The following is an 18,661-nucleotide window of genomic DNA, read 5'->3' as shown; positions in this document are numbered from 1 at the left end:
TCTGAAATTTCCCGGAAGTGTGGATCAGTAGTCGAACTGAGGGCTTTCGGTGCGGCTGCGCTTGAGCTCGAAGAAGTACGGGTAGCTGGCCATCGCGACCGCGCCGTCGAAGATCTTCGCGGCTTCCTCGCCCTTGGGGACGCGGGTGATCACCGGCCCGAAGAAGGCGACGCCGTCGACGTGCAGGGTGGGCGTGCCCACCTCGTCACCGACCGGATCCATGCCCGCGTGGTGGCTGGCGCGCAGCTCTTCGTCGTACTCGGTGCTGGTGGCGGCCTCGGCGAGCTCGGCGGGCAGGCCGACCTCGGCCAGGGCGCCCTCGATGGCCTCGGTGAAGTCCTTGATCCCCCGGTCGTGGATCCGGGTGCCCAGGGCCGTGTACAGCGGCGCGAGGACCTCGTCGCCGTGGTGCTTGGCGGCGGCGATGCAGACGCGCACCGGTCCCCAGCCCCGCTCCATCAGGTCGAGGTACTGCTCGGGCAGGTCACGCCCCTCGTTGAGCACCGACAGGCTCATCACCCGGAAGTTCAAGTCGATGTCGCGAACCTTGTCGACCTCCAGGATCCAGCGCGAGGATACCCAGGCGAACGGGCACAGCGGGTCGAAGTAGAAGTCCACCCGGGGGCGGGCAGCGGCGGTCATCCGTGCCTCCATCAGTTGATCTAGTCCAGGTGCCTGCGCGCGGCACCACGTCTAGGAGTAGTAACCCCGGTACGGCCGTTTGTCTTCCCGATCAGGCCGACACGCCGTGATCGCGGAGGTGCCTGCCCGGCAGCGCGCCTCCGCCCGGACGTGATTTGATGCCTGCGCCGGGCATGCAACCGGCCATGACCCATCCCCTACGAGCTACGAGGTGATCCGTGGCACCGCCGAACCTCACCCGCGAACAGGCCGAGCAGCGCGCCGCGTTGCTGGAGGTCCAGTCCTATGTGATCGAACTGGACCTCTCCGCCGGCGCGGGCGGTGTGGAAGTGGAGGCTTTCGGCTCCACCACCACGGTTCGCTTCCGCAGCAACCAGACCGGCGCCGACACCTGGATCGACCTGGTGGCCGACGAGGTGCACGGCGCGGTGCTCAACGGTGTCGAGCTCGACATCTCCGACTACGACGAGTCCACCGGAATCCGCCTGCCCGGCCTGGCCGCCGAGAACGAACTCGTGGTGCGCGCCGACTGCGCCTACACCAACACCGGCGAAGGACTGCACCGCTTCATCGACCCGGTCGACGGCGCGGTCTACCTCTACAGCCAGTTCGAAACCGCCGACGCGAAGCGGATGTTCACCTGCTTCGACCAGCCCGACCTGAAGGCGACCTACCAGATCACGGTGGACGCCCCGGGCGACTGGAAGGTCATCTCCAACGCCGCCGCCCAGGTCACCGAGACCGGTTCCGGCAAGCGCCACACCTTCGACACCACCAAGCCGATGTCCACCTACCTGGTGGCGCTGGTGGCCGGCCCCTACGCCGAGTGGCGCGACACCTTCCCCGGCGAGGACGGGCAGGAGGCGATCCCGCTGGGGATCTACTGCCGCGCCTCGCTGGCCGAACACCTCGACGCCGAGCGCCTGTTCACCGAGACCAAGCAGGGATTCGGCTTCTACCACAAGGCTTTCGGAGTCCCTTACCCGTTCGGCAAGTACGACCAGTGCTTCGTGCCGGAGTTCAACGCGGGCGCGATGGAGAACGCCGGCTGCGTGACCTTCCTCGAGGACTACGTGTTCCGGTCGAAGGTCACCGGCTACCTCTACGAGCGCCGCGCCGAGACCGTCCTGCACGAGATGGCGCACATGTGGTTCGGCGACCTGGTCACCATGCGCTGGTGGAACGACCTCTGGCTCAACGAGTCCTTCGCGACCTGGGCCAGCGTCCTCGCCCAGGTCGGCGCGACCGAGTACGACGCCGCTTGGACGACCTTCGCCAGCGTCGAGAAGTCCTGGGCCTACCGCCAGGACCAGCTGCCCTCCACCCACCCGGTGGCCGCCGACATCCCGGACCTGCAGGCCGTGGAGGTCAACTTCGACGGCATCACCTACGCCAAGGGCGCCTCAGTGCTCAAGCAGCTGGTGGCCTACGTCGGTCTGGACAACTTCCTGGCCGGGCTGCGGGTCTACTTCGACCGGCACGCGTGGAGCAACGCCACCCTCGACGACCTGCTCAAGGCGTTGGAAGGCGCCTCCGGCCGCGACCTGTCCTGGTGGAGCGCGCAGTGGCTGGAGACCACCGGTCTGAACATGCTGCGCCCGCGCTTCAGCACTGACGACGAGGGCCGGTTCACCCACTTCTCGGTGGTGCAGAACGGCGCCCGGCCCGGTGCCGGTGAGCTGCGCACGCACCGCCTGGCGATCGGCGTCTACGACGACGAGGGCGGCAAGCTGGTGCGCGAGCACCGCGTCGAGCTCGACGTCACCGGCGAGGTCACCGAGGTCCCGGAGCTGGTCGGCGTGCACCGCGGAAAGCTCGTGCTGGTCAACGACGACGACCTGACCTACTGCTCGCTGCGCTTCGACCCCGAGTCGCTGGCCACCCTGGTGGACCGGATCGGCGACATCGACGAGTCTCTGCCGCGCGCGCTGTGCTGGTCAACGGCGTGGGAGATGACCCGCGAGGCCGAGCTGAAGGCCCGCGACTTCGTGACCCTGGTGCTGGGCGCCTCAGCGGAGGGCGGCATCGGCGCGGAGAGCCAGATCGGCGTGGTCCAGCGGGTCCTGCTGCAGACGCAGACAGCGCTGAACTCCTACGTCGACCCGTCGTGGCAGGCCGAGGGCTGGCGGCGGTTCAGCTCGCGGCTGTTCGAGCTGGCCCGCGCGGCCGAGCCGGGCTCGGACCACCAGCTGGCGTTCGTCAATTCGCTGGCCGGTTCGGTGCTGTCCGACGAGCAGGTCGGCGAGCTGCGCGGCTGGCTCGACGGTTCCGCTCCGCTGCAGGGCCTGACGGTCGACCTCGACCTGCGGTGGGGCCTGCTGCAGGCCCTGGTCGCGCACGGCGCTGCCGGTGAGGCGGAGATCGACGCGGAGCTGGAGTCCGACCAGACCGCGACCGGCCGCCGCCGCGCCGAGCGGGCCCGCGCCTTGATCCCCACCTCGAGTTCGAAGGAGAAGGCGTGGCAGCGCGCGGTGCACGACGACCAGCTGCCGAACGCGGTCAGCGACTCGATCATCGCCGGATTCCAGCACCCCGCCCAGCGCGAGTTGCTGGCGCCGTACGTGCAGCGGTACTTCGAGTCGATCGACGAGGTCTGGCAGCGCCGTTCCAGCGAGCGGGCGCAGCCGACGGTGATCGGGTTGTTCCCGTCCTGGGCGGTCACCGACGAGACCGTCACCGCTGCCGACCAGTGGTTGGCCGGTGAGCGCCCGGCCGCGCTGCGCAGGCTGGTCTCCGAGGGCCGCGCGGGCATCGTCCGCGCCCTCGCAGCCAGGGAGTTCGACCGCTCGTAACACCTGATCGCACGACGAAGCCGCCCGGACGATCTCGACCGGGGCGGCTTCGTCGTGCGATCCGCAACAGGCCCAGCCGCGAGCCGGCCCTCGCAGCTCGCACCGCCGCGGGGTGGTGGCACGTTCCTGGTGAGGACGCCGCGGCGCCGTGCATTGGCCGCCCGGAGTTCAGGAGACGTGCCCGGTTCCGCTACCCGCACCGCAGGCCACCGGAAGGAGTGTCAGTGGTGGTCGGGCTGCTTCCTGAAGGAGGTGCCCGCCGCGTCGGAGAGCATGCGGACGGCGCTGACGAGTCCGTCGATGAGCTCGTCCTCCTTGAAGGAGGCGACCATGCTCATCGCGGCCAGCTGGCAAGCGCGGTCCGGGATGCGCCGGTGGGCCTCTTCGCCGGTCACGATCTCGAACTTGCGCTGCCCCGGCGACACCGCGATCAGCACGCCCTCGGATGCCTGCGCACCGAGGTTGGCGTGCAGCTCCTCGGCCTGCTTGCGGGTGTCCTCACCGAGGTCACCGAGGTAGACGGCGAACTCCAGCCCGGTGCTGCGACTGGCCACCGCCATCGCTTCGTCGAGCCCGGCGAGCTCACGGGCGCTGAAGGGAAGTCGCGGACGCTCGGGCTCGACGCGTCGTGCCACGGACATGCGGCCGGTCGACATGCGCGCCTCACCAGTGCCGAGTTCGTCGGCACCCGCGGTCCGACCTGCGATCTCACCAGTTGCCACGTGCGCCTCCCCGAGCCGTGGCGGGCCGGGCGTCGTCCGGCACGACCACTCCTTCGCTGTCCGCCGACGCAGCGGTGTTCACGCCCTGGGGGTTGGCGGACCAGAACACCGGGTCGAAGTTCCAGTCCTGCCCGGCGCGGTAGCGCGCGCGGGACAGCTTGGGCCACATCGCGATGAGCACGATCAAGCCATAGATGGCCGCTGGGACCACCGCCAGGTACAGCACACTCTCCACGACAGTCACACCCAGCACGGTAGCCGATGACCAAGGTTTCGTGTGCGCATCATCGCGGGCGCCACGGCCTTGAGTCGCGACCTGCAGGATGATCACCTGGCATTTCGCCCGAAGCGGCGGGCTCGCGCTCACCGCCCGCGAAGCCCCGCTTCCGCGATCGTCGAAGCGCTCAGCCCCCGGATTTCCACCTGCTGCCCGACGCCGGGACTATCCTGTGACCGAAATCACTCGCCGTAACTCGTTCGGAGCAATGTTTGCGGCCGAACGGAGTCGGACCGGACGGGGGCAATGCGGGGCAGGTTGGCGGCTTGTTCTGAGCGGTTCCTGATCATAGCTTTTCACCTGTATGGGTCTTGCATATTTGATCGCATGCGCTCAAACCACCCTATGTATGCGGGAGGCACACAATGTCGACCATCGAAGCCGCCACTCAGACCAACGAACTCACCCTTCCGATGAGCGGCCGGCCATTCGCTGATCACGGAGTGCGCACCAGCAACAACCGCCGCGATGGGGTGCGCATCAGCGGCCTCGACGACGGAGTCCGGATCAGCGGGCAGCGCAACGGTGTCCGGATCAGCGGCCGCAAGGACGGAGTCCGCATCAGCGGCGTGCGCGACGGCGCCCGCATCAGCGGCCGCAAGGACGGAGTCCGCATCAGCGGCGTGCGCGACGGCGTCCGCATCAGCGGGCAGCGCGACGGCGTCCGCATCAGCGGCCGCGAGGACGGGCCCCGGATCAGCGGCCTCGACGACGGAGTCCGGATCAGCTGATTCGCGCCACCGCGGATGCGCCCGGTGCGAGGTTCACGCCGCCGACTCGCCCAGGTACGGCAACCACAGCGGGTCCGTCTCGGACAGGCCCGCCAGCAACCGCCAGTGGCGCCCTCGCGGAGCGTGCGGGGCCACCGGCAGCCGCCAGCCCAGCTCGCTCAGCGTCTTGTCGGCCTTGCGGTGGTTGCACTTGGTGCAGCAGGCGACGCAGTTCTCCCACGTGTGCGGCCCCCCGCGACTGCGCGGGAGAACATGATCTATCGTTTCAGCTCGTGCGCCGCAGTAGGCGCACCGGTGGTTGTCCCGGAGCATCAACGCGGCGCGGGTCAGCGGCACCCGGCCGCGGTGCGGCACGCGCACGAAGTTGCTCAACCTGATCACGGACGGGATCTCGACCTCGGCGCTCGCCGAGTTCAGGGTCATCCCGGCCGAGTCGCCGTGGACCACCTCGGCCTTGCCGCAGACGACCATCACGATGGCTCGGCGCAGCGGGAGCGCGGTGAGAGGTTCGAAGGTCGTGTTGAGCAGCAGGACCCGGCGCTTGCGCCACGAGGTGGAGTGACCAGGAGGCCGATCCGCCTGCGGCGGCCCGGAACCTCGGCTCATCGGGCACAACGGGGTCCGCGACGCGAGGCCGGTTGCCTTCAGCGCCGGTTGTCGGATCGGTTGTCGGTCTGGCACGCGACCACCTCCACCGGTGTCGGGCAAAGTTCAGCACAGAACCCGGCCCGAACGCACGTGTGATTCGACACGCCACGCCGACGAGCAAGATCCGCCGCGCGTTTTCGCAGGTGACCGCGCCGTTAAGCGATCACGGTCGGCTCGTCCTCCGTCTCCGGCGCTTCGCCCACCATTGTCGGCCAGCCGAGTGGGAAAACGGTTGATCATGTCGGGTGAATCGGCTCCGCGCCGCCGCCGGCCCCCCTTCCACGCCTCTCCGCAGCACGTATTGTCGCGATCGTGACCGACGTTCGAACCCCCTTGAGCTATCCCGCCACCGCTCGCGAAGAGATCGCGGAGACCCTGCACGGCCGCGAGGTCGCCGACCCGTACCGGTGGCTGGAGGACGCCTCCTCGCCGAGCACCGAGGCGTGGTCGGCGGCTCAGGACGAGCTCGCCCGCACCTGGCTGGACGCGCTTCCCGGTCGGGAGTCGGTCGCCGGGCGGATGCGGTCACTGCTGGCGGCGGGCGCGGTGGGCGCTCCCCTGTGGCGCGCGGGACGCGCGTTCTTCACGCGCCGCGAGCCCGGCCAGGAGTTCGGTGTGCTGCACGTGCGCGAGGCCGACGGCACCGAGCGAGTGCTGCTGGACGTCGCGGAGCTCGACCCGTCGGGGTTGACGACGCTGGACAGCTGGGTGCCGAGCCTGGAGGGCGACCGGCTGGCCTACCAGATCTCGGTGGGCGGCGACGAGGAGTCGCTGCTGCACGTCATGGACGTGGCCACCGGCGAGCTGGTCGAGGCGCCGATCGACCGCTGCCGCTACTCGACGATCTCGTGGATGCCCGGCGGTGAGGAGTTCTTCTACGTCCGCCGGTTGCCGCCGGAGCTGGTGCCCGACGGCGAGGAGCAGTTCCACCGCCGCGTGTGGCGGCACCGCGTGGGCACCGATCCCGAGCAGGACGTGCTGGTGCACGGCACGGGACTGGACCACACCTTCTACTACGGCACGCACGTCTCCCGGGACGGCCGCTGGCTGATCATCGAGGGCAGCATGGGCACCGCCCGCCGCGACTCGGTGTGGATCGCGGACCTCTCCGACGGCGCCCCGGCCCCGAGCCTGCGGCAGATCGTGGACACCACCGACGGCTACCGGGTCGGCGCATGGGTGGAGCGCGACGGCCGGCTGTACGTGATGACCACGAAGGACGCCCCGCGCTGGCGGCTGTGCGTCGCCGATCCCACGGCCCCGGAGCCGGAGAACTGGACCGAGCTGCTCGGCGAGGAGCCCGATTCGGTGCTCGACGCGGTGCGCTACTTCGACGGTGACCAGCCGCGCCTGGTCGTGCTGCGCACCCGGCATGCGGTCTCCGAGCTGACCTTGCACGACCCGGCCACGGGCGAGCGCACCGGCGAGGTCGCGCTGCCCGGAACGGGCCAGGTCACCGCCCTGTCCACGGTCGACTCGGCCACCGAGCAGCACCGCGACCGGCTGTGGATCGGCTGGACCGACTTCGCCACCCCGCCGTGCGTGCACGCCTACGACCGCAACACCGGCGAGGTGGCCCTGGAGACGAGCGCTCCGGGAGCGGTCGAGCTGCCCGAGGTGCACACCCGGCAGGTCACCTACCGGTCGGCCGACGGCACCGAGGTTCGGATGTTCGTGCTGGCACCGGTCGCCGCGCCGGACCGCCCGCGCCCGGTGTTCCTGACCGGCTACGGCGGGTTCTCGCTGTCCCGCGAACCCGGCTACATGCCCTCGGCGCTGACCTGGGTGGCGGCGGGTGGCGTGTGGGCGTTGCCGTCGCTGCGCGGTGGCGGTGAGGAGGGCGAGGAGTGGCACGTCGCCGGGATGCGCGAGCAGAAGCAGCACACCTTCGACGACTTCCACGCCGCCGCCGAGCACCTCATCGACCAGGGCTGGACGACCTCGGACCAGGTGGCGATCTCGGGCGGCTCCAACGGCGGTCTGCTGGTCGGCGCGGCGCTGACGCAGCGACCGGAGCTGTACCGGGCGGTGGTGTGCTCGGCTCCGCTGTTGGACATGGTGCGCTACGAGCGGTTCCTGCTCGGGCGGACCTGGAACGACGAGTACGGCACGGCCGAAGATCCGGAGGAGCTGGGCTGGCTGCTGTCCTACTCGCCGTACCACAACGTGACCGAGCACACGGCCTATCCGTCGGTGCTGTTCACGGTCTTCGAGTCCGACTCGCGCGTGGACCCCAACCACGCCCGCAAGATGTGCGCGGCGCTGCAGCACGCGACCAGCTCGGACCCGGGCGAGAGGCCCATCCTGATCCGCCGGGAAACCGAGGTTGGCCACGCTGCCCGTTCGGTGTCACGTACCGTGGGGCTGACGACTGACCAGCTCACCTTCCTCGCGGAGGCAACCGGTCTCGTGTTGGACTGAGCCCGAACTCGGTTCTGGCCGACCGGTTCTCGATCGTCGTGCGCGGCGGGGCGTGCACGACGCTCGGGCCGGTCAGCACCCGACGCCTCACGGCGCGACCCCCATGAACGACAGCCCATGGAGAAACCCCCGTACCCATGAACCTGCCGCTTTTGTCCCAGCCGCCGACGTGCGACCCGACCGAACGCTGGTGCCAGGCGGTCTTCGACTGGACCCAGAACGCGTGGCTGGCGTCCTACGCCGACCTGCTCATCGCCAAGCCCCTGCAGATCGTGCTGGTGCTGCTCATAGCCTTCACCGCGCGTTGGCTGCTGCACCGGACGATCAACCGCCTCACCCGCGGCAACGACAAGCCCCCGAAGCTGCTCTTGCCGCTGCGCGAGCGCCGCGGTGACAGCCTCACCTACGAGCTGCTCTCCGAGCGGCGCAGGCAGCGCGCCAAGACCATCGGATCGGTGCTGAAGTCGCTGACCTCGTTCCTGATCTTCGGCCTCGCCGTCATCTACGTCCTGCAGGTGCTGGGCGTGCAGATCGCCCCGGTGCTGGCCTCGGCTGGTGTGCTGGGCGTGGCCGTCGCCTTCGGTGCCCAGAACCTCGTGCGGGACTTCCTGTCCGGCATGTTCATGATGGTCGAGGACCAGTACGGCGTCGGCGACTTCGTCGACTTGGGCGAGGCCAGCGGTTCGGTCGAGGCGGTGGGCCTGCGGGTCACCACGCTGCGCGACATCAACGGAACCGTCTGGTACGTCCGCAACGGCGAAATCCTGCGCGTGGGCAACTCGTCGCAGGGCTTCGCGGTCGCGGTCGTGGACTTCCCGATCTCGCACAACTCCGACGTGCAGAAGGCCATCGAGGTCGCGGGCAAGGTCGCTGCGGAGGCGACGTCGAAGGAGCCGCTGTCCGCCGACGTCCTGGAGCCGCCGGAGATGCTGGGCGTCGACCAGATCACCTCGGACACGGTCACCCTGCGGCTGACGGTGAAGGTCCGCCCCGGCCGCCAGTGGGCCGTCCAGCGCAGGCTCCGGGTGGAGGTCAAGCGGGCCTACGACGACTCGGCCATCGAGCCGCCGTACCCCCACGGCCGTCCGCTGCCCCCCGACACCGTCTCCACGACGAGCTGACCAGCAGAACCTCTCCGTGCCGAACCAATCGGCCGCGGGATCCGCGTCCATCCAAGGCGTGCGGTTGCCGTCGCGCCGCAGCGACGGGTTGCCTCCGACCGACCACTGAAACCGGCGAAGCACCACCTGAGAGGATGGAAGTGTGACTTCCGTGGAGAGTTTCTACGAGCAGGTCGGCGGCGAGGCCACCTTCCACCGGATCGTGGCCCGCTTCTACGAAGAGGTGGCCAAGGACGAGCTGCTGCGCCCGCTCTACCCCGAGGAAGACCTCGGGCCCGCAGAGGAGCGGCTGCGGCTGTTCCTGATGCAGTACTGGGGCGGCCCGCACACCTACTCCGACCAGCGCGGACATCCCCGCCTGCGAATGCGGCACGGGCCGTTCAAGATCGGTCCGGCAGAACGCGACGCCTGGCTGCGCTGCATGCGCATCGCCGTGGACGAGGCCGAGTTGAAGCCCGAACACCGCGACCAGCTCTGGCAGTACCTGGAGATGGCCGCCAACAGCATGATCAACTCGTGGTTCTGACCGGCGGACCCGATCTAGGAGCGAAGGACCTGGTGATGCAGCAGGTGGGCACGCAGGATTACCTCGGTGAGCGACCGTGGTGGTTCGACGCGGTGTGCTACCAGATCGACGTCGGCGCGTTCGCCGACGCCGACGGTGACGGAGTCGGCGACCTCGACGGGATTCGCGGCAGGCTCGGTTACCTGGAGCTGCTGGGCGTGGACGTGATCGTGCTGGCGGGCATGGCCAGTTCGGATCCGGTTTCCCCCGCCCTGGCGCGGTTGCTGGGCGAAGCGCGCAGCAACGGGTTGCGGGTGCTGCTGGCGATCGACGTCGACCCCGCGCGCACCGACCCCGATCCGGTGCTGCACCCGTGGCTGGACAACGGGATCGACGGTTTCCACCTGGCACCCCGCAACGACCCGGCGGACGCGGTCGGCGCGGTGCTCGCGGACTACCCGGACCGGATCGTGATCGGCAGCGGCACCGGCAACTGGCACCTGCTGTTCGGCCTGGGCCTCGCGGTGGCGGGCTTCTCCGCGGGTCCGGTGCGCGAGGCGATCACCACGGTGCTGGAATCCCACGGCCCGCGTCCCGCGTGGGCGATGGCCAGCCGGGACAGCACGCGCATCCGCGACCACGCGGCGTTGACGCCGGTGCGCGCGATGGCGTTGGTGCAGCTGGCGCTGCCGGGCGCGGTGTGCCTGCGGCACGGCGAGGAGCTGGGTCTGCCGGGAACCGAGCGGATACGGATGCCCTGGGAGGGCCTGATGCGGCCCTTCGGGTTCTCGGCAGCGCGGGCCGACTGGTCGTCGATCCCGCACGACTGGGTCCACTTCACCGTCGAAGCGCAGTTGGAGGACGAGGAGTCCACGCTGTCGCTGTACCGGCACGCCTTGGAGATGCGGGCGACGCATCCGGCGTTCTCCGGAGACGAAGTGGAGTGGTTCGGCGCCCCGGAGGACTGCTTCGCGTTCCGCCGCGTCGGCAGCAGCCTGATCTGCGCGCTGAACACCTCGGCGGAACCGGTCCCGCTGCCTCCCGGCGAAGTGCTGCTGAGCTCCCGGCCGCTGGTCGCGGGCGAGTTGTCACCGGGCAGCGCCGCCTGGTTGGTGTGAGCGGGACCTCGCCAACGCGGGCAGGTTCCAGGGGGCGTCGAAGCGGTCGGTAGATTTTCCGATCAACGTCCCCGACCTCAAGTGGATGTCATGACTGCTGTTGCGCCCGAACGGACTTCACCTCGGGTGCGGCGAGCTACCGGGAAACCGGGCCGCCTGGTCGGCGTGGACGTCGCCCGCTTCGTAGCGGTGTTCGGCATGTTCTGCATCCACTTCGGCGTGCCGTTCGCAGGCGGCTGGCCCGAAGTGTGGCTGGCGCAGTTCTTCTCCGGCCGGTCGACCGCGCTGTTCACGTTCCTGGCCGGGGTGTCGCTGGCCCTGATGACCGGGCGGTCGACGCCGCCGACGGGCCAGGCGCTGCGCGACGCGAGCCGGCGGGTGGCGGTGCGCGCGGCCGTGCTGCTGGTGCTCGGCCTGGCGCTGGCGAAGGCGACCGAGGCGACCGGCTTCCTGCTGACCGTGATCATCCCGTTCTACGGCTTGTACTTCCTGCTGGCGGTGCCGTTCCTGCGGCTGCGGGCTCGCGGATTGATCATCGCGGCGTCGGTGAGCGCGGCGCTGGGACCGCAGCTGTCGTTCGTGCTGCGCGGCTGGAACGCCGCCGGCACAACCATGTCGGGTCTGGTGTCGCTGGTCAACAGCGTCGACCCCGGGCACCTGATCGCCGAGGAGGGGATCTTCGACCTGCTGCTGTTCGGTTTCTACCCGGCCGCGTCCTACCTGCCACTGGTGCTGGCGGGACTCGCGGTCGGGCGGATGGACCTGACCTCCGCGGGGGTCCGGCTGCGGATCGGCCTGTTCGGACTCGTGATGTCGCTGATCGGCTACCAGGTGTCGTTCCAGCTGGTGCCGGTCGGCCCGCCGAGCCCGGTGGAGGGGACGATCCCGGTCGGGCACCCGGAGTGGCTGCTGGCCGCCAACGCGCACAGCGGAACGACCTTCGAACTGCTGGGGTCGGGCGGGATCGCGATGGTCATCCTCACCGTCTGCCTGGAACTGGCGGACAGGACCGGGCGTGCGCTGACGCCGCTGGCCAAGGCCGGGTCGATGGCGCTGACGCTGTACGCGGCGCACGCGCTGGCGCTGGCCTGGCAGATCGTCACCGGAGGCTGGCCGCTGAGCGGCGTCCCGGAGAACCTGGCTCACCTCGCCAGCATGGGTCCCGCGCTACCGCTGGACGACCCGAACATGCCGTGGTTCCCGCGCGACGGTCAGCAGCCGACGGGGCTCGTCGCGTTCGTGAACACCGCCATGCCGGAAGTGTTCCTGGTCTTCACGTTCGCCTTCACCTACACCTGGCGCCACTTCTTCCGCCGAGGCCCCCTCGAAGCCCTCGTCAGCGACGTGGTCCGCTGGTCCACCAAACCCCACCACACCCCCTCGCCCTGACCCGAGAACCGCCGTGATCCGGTCCCGTCACCAGAACCGCCGTGATCGGGGATACGAGTACGGCGGTTCTCGCGTGACGGCGTCGTGGGGTTGGGGTTGCGGGAGGTGGAGCTAGAGGAGGAGGGGTAGGAGGGCGTGGCGGCGGCGGACTACTGCGCCGAAGCGGGAGTCGAGGCGGAGCCAGGAGTCGGTGGCGCTGACGCGGACGATCTCCTCCTCCGCCGGGGTGTTGACGAGGAACCCCATGCCGGAGAGGACGAACAGGCAGCGCAGCGGGATCTTCACGTCGAGGCCGGAGCCCTGGACGGTGAAGACCTCCTGGTCCAGCAGCGACGCCGGCGGCGTCCCCTTGGGACCGACGTTCTCCTTGGCGACGGCGATGCCGCGCTCGGCTACCTCGCCGACCAGGCGGGCCGGGAGGTCGTCGACGAGCTTCCAGCCGGCGGGCGGCGGCAGCTCCGAGCGCCACATGAGGTCCTTGGGCGCGCCAGGGTCCATCACGTCGCCGCCGGCGACGGTCAGCGTGGCCAGCAGCTCGTTCCCGGAGATCGTCAGGTCGGCCGGGTCGACCGAGCCCTCCACCGAGCGGGTGGACAGCGCGTCGAACGGGGTGGCCGCCCAGACGTCCATGCGGTCGGTTCCGGCACGGTTGCGCATCCGGACCATGGACTGGTCGTCCAGCCGGACGGCGCGGGCGACGAAAGCCCCCAGGTCTTCGCGCTCGACGCGGTCGGGCATGCGGAGTTCAGGCACGGCCGGTCTCCAACTGCTCGGCGCGCCACACCGACAGGAAGCCGCGCTCCTCGGTGGTCAGCCGGCGCGGCCGCCCGGCGCGGAGGTCGTAGGGCACCATCAGGGTCTCGGCGGTGCACACGGCTTCCTGCGCGTAAGCGGTGTAGTCGATGACGAACGAGGCCGTCTTGAGCTCCCGCACCGACATCCGGACCTGCAACGACTTGGCCGCGTACATCAGCGGCGCGTGGTAGTCGATGACGATGCGGGCGACCACCATGCCCTCTGCCATGCCCAGCAGGCCCTGCTTCTCCGCTTCGGTGAACAGCAGATCGGCTCGTGCCTCCTCCAGCAACGTGATCGTCCTGGCGTGGTTGACGTGGCCGAACGCGTCCATGTCAGACCAGCGCAGGGCTACCTCGGCTACGTACGCGCCCACTGGGCCATTCCTCTCTGCCGTGTTCGCGTGGTGGGCGGGGGCTGCGAACCCCCACCCACCACGATGGTCACCGGACCATGCTGCGGAGCTGACGCGCCGCCACCGACAGCGTGGCCAGGTCAAGCCGCCCGGAGCTCACGATCTGCTCCAGCGACGAGTTGGCCCGCGCCAGTCGCGCGGCGTTCGTCGACTCCCACCTGGCGATCTTCTCCTCCGAGCTCTCCTCCGGCTCCGAGGTCCGCAGGACGTCCACGGTGATCGCGCGCAGCGATGCGTAGAAATCATCCCGCAGCGCCAGCCTAGCCAGCGCGTGCCACCTGTTGCCGCGTTCCAGCTCGTTGACCGCGATCAGCATCCGCTCGACGTCCAGGTGCGCCCACAGCGCGTAGTACAGCTCGGCGCTCTCGCCCGGGCTGCGCTCCGCGGAGATCCCGGCGTCGCGTTCGCCGAGCTCGGCGACCTCCCGGATGTCCAGCAGCGCGTAGGCATCGAGCAGCACCGCGACCCGCTCGGCCAGCGCTTCCGGCACCCCGGCGGCCACCCAGCGCTCGATCTGCGCGGTCACGCCTTCGGCTGCGCGACCGCGCAGCAGTCCCCGCACGCTCGGCGTCAGCTCGGCGACGACCGGCCGGAACCGGGTGATCTCGGCGCCAATGGCCAGCGGCTGCGGCCGGTTGGTGAGGATCCACCGCGCCGCCCGGTCGAGCAGGCGCCGGCTCTCCAACACCATCTCGTCGGCGATGACGCTGGGCACCGAACCGCCCAAGGCGTCGATGTCGGCCCACAGCTGCCGCAGGTCGTACACGTTGGTGACGACCGCGAACGCCCGCACGACGTCGGTGGTCGACGCGCTGAGCTCCTCGGTCAGCCGGTAGGCGTAGGAGATGCCAGCACCGTCGACCATCTCGTTGACCAGCAGGGTCGTGATGATCTCGCGGCGCAGCGGGTGCGCGGAGATGGCGTCGCCGTAGCGCTCCCGCAGCGGCCGGGGGAAGTACTCCGGAAGCCGCTCGGCGAACGACTCGGTGTCGGGCAGGCCGCTGGCCAGCACGTCCCGCTTGAGCTGGAGCTTGACGTGCGCCATCAGCGTCGCCAGCTCCGGCGAGGACAGGCCCTCGCCCGCCTTCTCCAAGTCGCGGAAAGCCTTCTTCGTCGGCAGCGCCTCCAGCTCTCGGTCGAGGCCCGCGGACTCCTCCAGCGCGGCGACCTGCCGGGCGTGCACCGGCAGCATCGAACCGGCGTGCGCCCGCGAGATGCCCAGCACCGCGTTCTGCCGGTGGTTGTCGGTGAGCACCAGCTCGCCGACCTCGTCGGTCATCTCGCCGAGCAGCTCGTTGCGCTGCTGGCCGGTGAGCCTGCCTTCGGTGACCAGCTGGTCCAGCAGGATCTTGATGTTGACCTCGTGGTCGGAGCAGTCCACACCGGCGGAGTTGTCCAGCGCGTCGGTGTTGACCTTGCCGCCGTGGCGGGCGAACTCGATGCGCCCCAGCGAGGTCAGGCCGAGGTTGCCGCCCTCGCCGACGACCTTGACCCGCAGGTCACCGCCGTTGACGCGCACGGCGTCGTTGGCCTTGTCGCCGACCTCGGCGTGCGTCTCGGTGGCCGACTTGACGTAGGTGCCGATGCCGCCGTTCCACAGCAGGTCGGCCGGTGCCAGCAGAACTCGCTTGATCAGCTCGGCCGGTGCCAGCTTGCTCACCGACTCGTCGATGCCCAGCGCCGCCCGGATCTGCGGGTTCAGCGGGATCGACTTCAGCGACCGCGACCACACGCCACCGCCCTCGCTGATCTTGCTGCGGTCGTAGTCGTCCCAGGTCGAACGCGGCAGTTCGAAGAGCCTGCGCCGCTCGGCGTAGGAGACGGCGGCGTCGGGCTCCGGGTCGATGAAGATGTGCATGTGGTTGAAGGCGGCCACCAGCCGGATGTGCTCGGACAGCAGCATCCCGTTGCCGAACACGTCACCGGCCATGTCGCCGACGCCGACGACCGTGAACTCCTCGCTCTGGGTGTCGAGGTCGAGTTCGCGGAAGTGCCGCTTCACGCTCTCCCACGCGCCCTTGGCGGTGATGCCCATGGCCTTGTGGTCGTAGCCGACCGAGCCGCCTGAGGCGAAGGCGTCGCCGAGCCAGAAGCCGTAGGACTCGGCCACGTCGTTGGCGATGTCGGAGAACGTCGCCGTTCCCTTGTCGGCCGCGACGACCAGGTAGGTGTCGTCGCCGTCGTGGCGCACCACGTCCGACGCCGGGGCCACTTCCCCGCCGACCAGGTTGTCGGTGAGGTCGAGCAGGCCGGAGATGAACATCCGGTAGCAGGCCACGCCCTCGTCGAGCGATGCCTTGCGGTCCACCGCCGGGTCGCCGGTGGACAGCGGCGGGCGCTTGACGACGAAGCCGCCCTTGGCACCGACCGGCACGATCACCGCGTTCTTCACCGCCTGCGCCTTGACCAGGCCCAAGATCTCGGTGCGGAAGTCCTGCGGGCGGTCCGACCAGCGCAGACCACCGCGCGCCACGGAACCGAACCGCAGGTGCACGCCCTCCACCCACGGCGAGTACACGAAGATCTCGAACTGCGGCCGCGGCTCGGGCAGACCGGGGATCTCGCGCGGTTCCAGCTTGAACGCCAGGAACGGGCGCTCCCGCCCACTGGTGTCGACGAAGTAGTTGGTGCGCAGGGTCGCCCGGATCAGGCTCAGGTAGTTGCGCAGGATCCGGTCCACGTCGAGGCTGGTGACCTCGTCGATCAGGCCGATGACCGCCTCGGTGAGCTCGGTCTCGCGCGCCTTGCGGTCGGCGTCGCTGAGCTCCGGGTCGAAGCGGGTCTCGAACAGCCGCACCAGCGCGGTCGTGGTGGTGCGGTGCGCGAGGATCGAGTCCTCGATGTAGTCCTGCGTGTAGGCGATGCCGACCTGGCGGAGGTACTTGGCGTAGGCGCGCAGTATCGCGGCCTGCCGCCAGTTCAACCCGGCCCGCAGCACCAGTGCGTTGAACCGGTCGACCTCGGCGTCACCGAGCCAGACCGCGCGGAACGCGTCCTCGAAGCGCTGCCGCAGCGAGTCCAGCAGCTGCGCATCGGTGTTGTCGAGCAGGCCGGGGTCCAGCCGCAGCCCGAAGTCGTAGATGTAGAACCGGTCGCCGGAGTTCTCCAGGGCCAGCTCGTAGGGACGCTCGTCGACGACCTCCACGCCCATGCTCTGCAGCACCGGCAGCACCCGGGACAGCGTGACCCGGCCGCCGACGTAGAGCTTGAACCGGCGCTGACCGGCCCTGGCATCGCGCGGCACGTAGAACGACATGCGCAGGTCGTCGGGGCCGGTCAGCGACTCCAGCCGGCGCAGGTCCTGCAGGCCCTCGGCGGCGCTGAAGTCCTCCTTGTATGCCTCCGGGAACCCGGAGGCGTAGTCCTGGCCGGCCTGGCTGATGGCCTCCGACAACGCGCGGGCCGGCCGACCGCCCGCTCCTCGTCCGGAGCGCTCGGCGTCGACCTCGGCGACCATCTGGTCGTCCCAGGTGTGGATGGCCTCGTCGAGCCGCTGCTGGATGCGCGCGAGGTTCGGCTCTATCCGGTCCTCCGGGTCGGTGTGGACCACGAAGTGCACTCGCGCCAGCGTGGATTCGCCCACGCGCGTGCTGTACTCCAGCCCGGTGCCGCTGAGCTCGTCGAGCAGCACTTCCTGCATGGCCAGCCGCGAGCGCGTCGTGTAGCGGTCGCGCGGCAGGTAGACCAGGCAGGAGAAGAACCGGCCGTAGGGGTCGCGCCGCAGGAACGGCTTGAGCTTGCGGCGCTCGGCGAGCGCCAGCACACCGGTGAGGGTTTCCTGCAGGGTCTCGAAGTCGGTGGAGAACAGCTCGGTGCGCGGGTAGCTCTGGATCTCCTCCAGCATGCGCTGGCCCGAGTAGGACTCCAGCGGGAAACCGGCGCGGTGGATCACTTCGCGCACGCGGCGTTCCACGAACGGGATGTCGAGGACGTCCTCGTGCAGCGCGGTCGTGGTGAACAGTCCGAGGAAGCGGTGCTCACCGCTGACCCGGCCGGACTCGTCGTAGGTCTTGACGCCCACGTAGAACGGGTGGACCGGACGGTGCACTGTGGACGGTGCGCCGGCCTGGGTGAGCACCAGCAGCTCCTCGGACAGCGCCTTGGAGTCCGGACCGGTGGTCAGGCTTCGCGAAGCGATGCTGTCGCTGCGCAGCACACCCAGCCCGGAGGCCAGGACCGCCTGCAGCGCCTCGCCGTCGTCCTCGACCAGCTCGTAGTGCCGGTAGCCGAGGAAGGTGAAGTGCCCGTCGGCGAGCCAGCGCAGCAGGCCGGCGCCGTCGGTGACCTCCTCGGTCGGCAGCGGCGGCGGGTTCTTCTCCAGCTCGTCGGCCAGCGCGCGGACGCAGGAGTGCATCCGCTCGGTGTCCTCGACGACCTCGCGCACGTCGTTGAGGACGCCGTCGAGGTTCTGCTCCAGCGCCGCGATGCGTTCGAGGTCGACGACCTGCCCGATCTCGACGAACATCCAGCTCTCCGCCATGGCACCGGCGGGCGGGTCGGACGGGTCGGCCTCCGGGAGCACCTCCAGGAGCTCACCGGCGAGGTCGCGTCTGACCACGACGATGGGGTGGATCACGCGCAGCACGTCGGCGTTGTCGCGGCCGAGCTCGGCGATCAGCGAGTCCACCAGGTACGGCATGTCGTCGGTGACCGTCTGCACGACCGTGGCCTGGTTCTGCCAGCCGTGGTCGTCGAGGCTCGGGTTGAAGACCTGCACCAGGGGACGCCCGGCGGCGCGGCACGCGGCCAGCCGGTGGTGCGATCTGAGGGCTCCGACCAGGTCGTTCGGGTCGTCGTCGACGAGCTCTTCGGCCGGGACGTGGCGGTAGTAGGTGCGCAGCAGCTCGCCGAGTTCGGGAGCGAACTCGACGGCTCGGTCCAGCAACCGCCGCTTGGCCACTTCGGGGTTCTCGGACTGCTCGCCGGTCGTTCCGGTCTGCACGTGTCCGGGATTCGAGGTCATGTCAGGCAGCTCCACGCTTAACGGCACCTCGTTGTGCCAACAGGTTCCACTCTAAGACTGCCAGCCCCCGCTCACGGGGCCGGGATCTGACTGCGGACCGCGGGTGAAAACAGGCGCAACGA

14 protein-coding genes are annotated in these 18,661 nt (G+C 69.8%); 7 read left to right on the top strand and 7 right to left on the bottom strand.

Features of this window, described 5'->3' with window-relative positions; translation table 11 throughout:
• Window positions 1–24: 24 nt before the first annotated feature.
• Window positions 25–642, bottom strand: a complete 618-nt coding sequence (locus tag E1161_RS07430) for a mycothiol-dependent nitroreductase Rv2466c family protein (protein WP_132620965.1) — start codon at window positions 640–642, stop codon at window positions 25–27.
• A 218-nt stretch (window positions 643–860) separates the two neighbouring features.
• Here E1161_RS07430 and pepN point away from each other — a divergent pair, with 218 nt between their 5' ends.
• On the top strand, window positions 861–3,434 hold the full coding sequence (pepN, locus tag E1161_RS07425) for an aminopeptidase N (RefSeq protein ID WP_132620963.1): 2,574 nt from the start codon (window positions 861–863) through the stop codon (window positions 3,432–3,434).
• Window positions 3,435–3,655: 221 nt separating this feature from the next.
• Here the strand turns inward: pepN and E1161_RS07420 are convergent, their stop codons facing one another.
• Both E1161_RS07420 and ctaJ read right to left on the bottom strand, forming a co-directional pair.
• A complete protein-coding gene (locus E1161_RS07420) occupies window positions 3,656–4,156 on the bottom strand; it encodes a DUF5130 family protein (RefSeq protein ID WP_132620961.1) in 501 nt (166 codons plus the stop codon).
• The gene (gene ctaJ, locus E1161_RS07415; RefSeq protein WP_132620959.1) at window positions 4,143–4,400 is read right to left on the bottom strand and encodes an aa3-type cytochrome oxidase subunit CtaJ; all 258 of its coding nucleotides are present in this window, start codon (window positions 4,398–4,400) and stop codon (window positions 4,143–4,145) included. Before ctaJ ends, E1161_RS07420 begins: the two co-directional genes overlap by 14 nt.
• Window positions 4,401–4,798: 398 nt before the next feature.
• Here ctaJ and E1161_RS07410 point away from each other — a divergent pair, with 398 nt between their 5' ends.
• Entirely contained in the window at window positions 4,799–5,164 is a 366-nt protein-coding gene (locus E1161_RS07410; RefSeq protein WP_132620957.1) for a hypothetical protein, read from the top strand.
• Window positions 5,165–5,197: 33 nt separating this feature from the next.
• On the opposite strand, the gene E1161_RS07405 is transcribed toward E1161_RS07410, so the two are convergent.
• Window positions 5,198–5,845: an HNH endonuclease gene (locus tag E1161_RS07405; protein ID WP_235874859.1), complete on the bottom strand. Its 648-nt coding sequence runs from the start codon at window positions 5,843–5,845 to the stop codon at window positions 5,198–5,200.
• Between the two features lie 279 nt (window positions 5,846–6,124).
• On the opposite strand from E1161_RS07405, the gene E1161_RS07400 reads away from it, so the two are divergent.
• The 5 genes from E1161_RS07400 to E1161_RS07380 all read left to right on the top strand — a co-directional run bounded on the left by E1161_RS07400 (window position 6,125) and on the right by E1161_RS07380 (window position 12,366).
• Window positions 6,125–8,233, top strand: coding sequence for a prolyl oligopeptidase family serine peptidase (locus E1161_RS07400; RefSeq protein WP_132620955.1), 2,109 nt, complete (start codon window positions 6,125–6,127; stop codon window positions 8,231–8,233).
• 137 nt (window positions 8,234–8,370) lie between these two features.
• The gene (locus tag E1161_RS07395; protein ID WP_132620953.1) at window positions 8,371–9,354 is read left to right on the top strand and encodes a mechanosensitive ion channel family protein; all 984 of its coding nucleotides are present in this window, start codon (window positions 8,371–8,373) and stop codon (window positions 9,352–9,354) included.
• A 142-nt stretch (window positions 9,355–9,496) separates the two neighbouring features.
• Window positions 9,497–9,880: a globin gene (locus tag E1161_RS07390; protein ID WP_132620951.1), complete on the top strand. Its 384-nt coding sequence runs from the start codon at window positions 9,497–9,499 to the stop codon at window positions 9,878–9,880.
• Window positions 9,871–10,977 (top strand): alpha-amylase family glycosyl hydrolase, encoded by a 1,107-nt coding sequence (locus tag E1161_RS07385; RefSeq protein WP_328591226.1) that lies wholly within the window; start codon window positions 9,871–9,873, stop codon window positions 10,975–10,977. Before E1161_RS07390 ends, E1161_RS07385 begins: the two co-directional genes overlap by 10 nt.
• Window positions 10,978–11,067: 90 nt before the next feature.
• Entirely contained in the window at window positions 11,068–12,366 is a 1,299-nt protein-coding gene (locus E1161_RS07380) for a heparan-alpha-glucosaminide N-acetyltransferase domain-containing protein (RefSeq protein ID WP_132620949.1), read from the top strand.
• A gap of 111 nt (window positions 12,367–12,477) precedes the next feature.
• On the opposite strand, the gene E1161_RS07375 is transcribed toward E1161_RS07380, so the two are convergent.
• The 3 genes from E1161_RS07375 to E1161_RS07365 form a co-directional block, all read right to left on the bottom strand.
• Entirely contained in the window at window positions 12,478–13,119 is a 642-nt protein-coding gene (locus E1161_RS07375; RefSeq protein WP_132620947.1) for a hypothetical protein, read from the bottom strand.
• Window positions 13,112–13,537, bottom strand: a complete 426-nt coding sequence (locus tag E1161_RS07370) for an acyl-CoA thioesterase (protein WP_132620945.1) — start codon at window positions 13,535–13,537, stop codon at window positions 13,112–13,114. The genes E1161_RS07375 and E1161_RS07370 overlap by 8 nt, the downstream gene beginning before the upstream one ends.
• Before the next feature lie 67 nt (window positions 13,538–13,604).
• A complete protein-coding gene (locus E1161_RS07365) occupies window positions 13,605–18,539 on the bottom strand; it encodes an NAD-glutamate dehydrogenase (RefSeq protein WP_132621225.1) in 4,935 nt (1,644 codons plus the stop codon).
• Between the last annotated feature and the right edge of the window lie 122 nt (window positions 18,540–18,661).

The sequence above is a fragment of the Saccharopolyspora aridisoli genome, assembly GCF_004348445.1.
In the GTDB taxonomy this organism is placed as follows: domain Bacteria; phylum Actinomycetota; class Actinomycetes; order Mycobacteriales; family Pseudonocardiaceae; genus Saccharopolyspora; species Saccharopolyspora aridisoli.
This window is presented reverse-complemented; position numbering and strand designations above follow the sequence as displayed.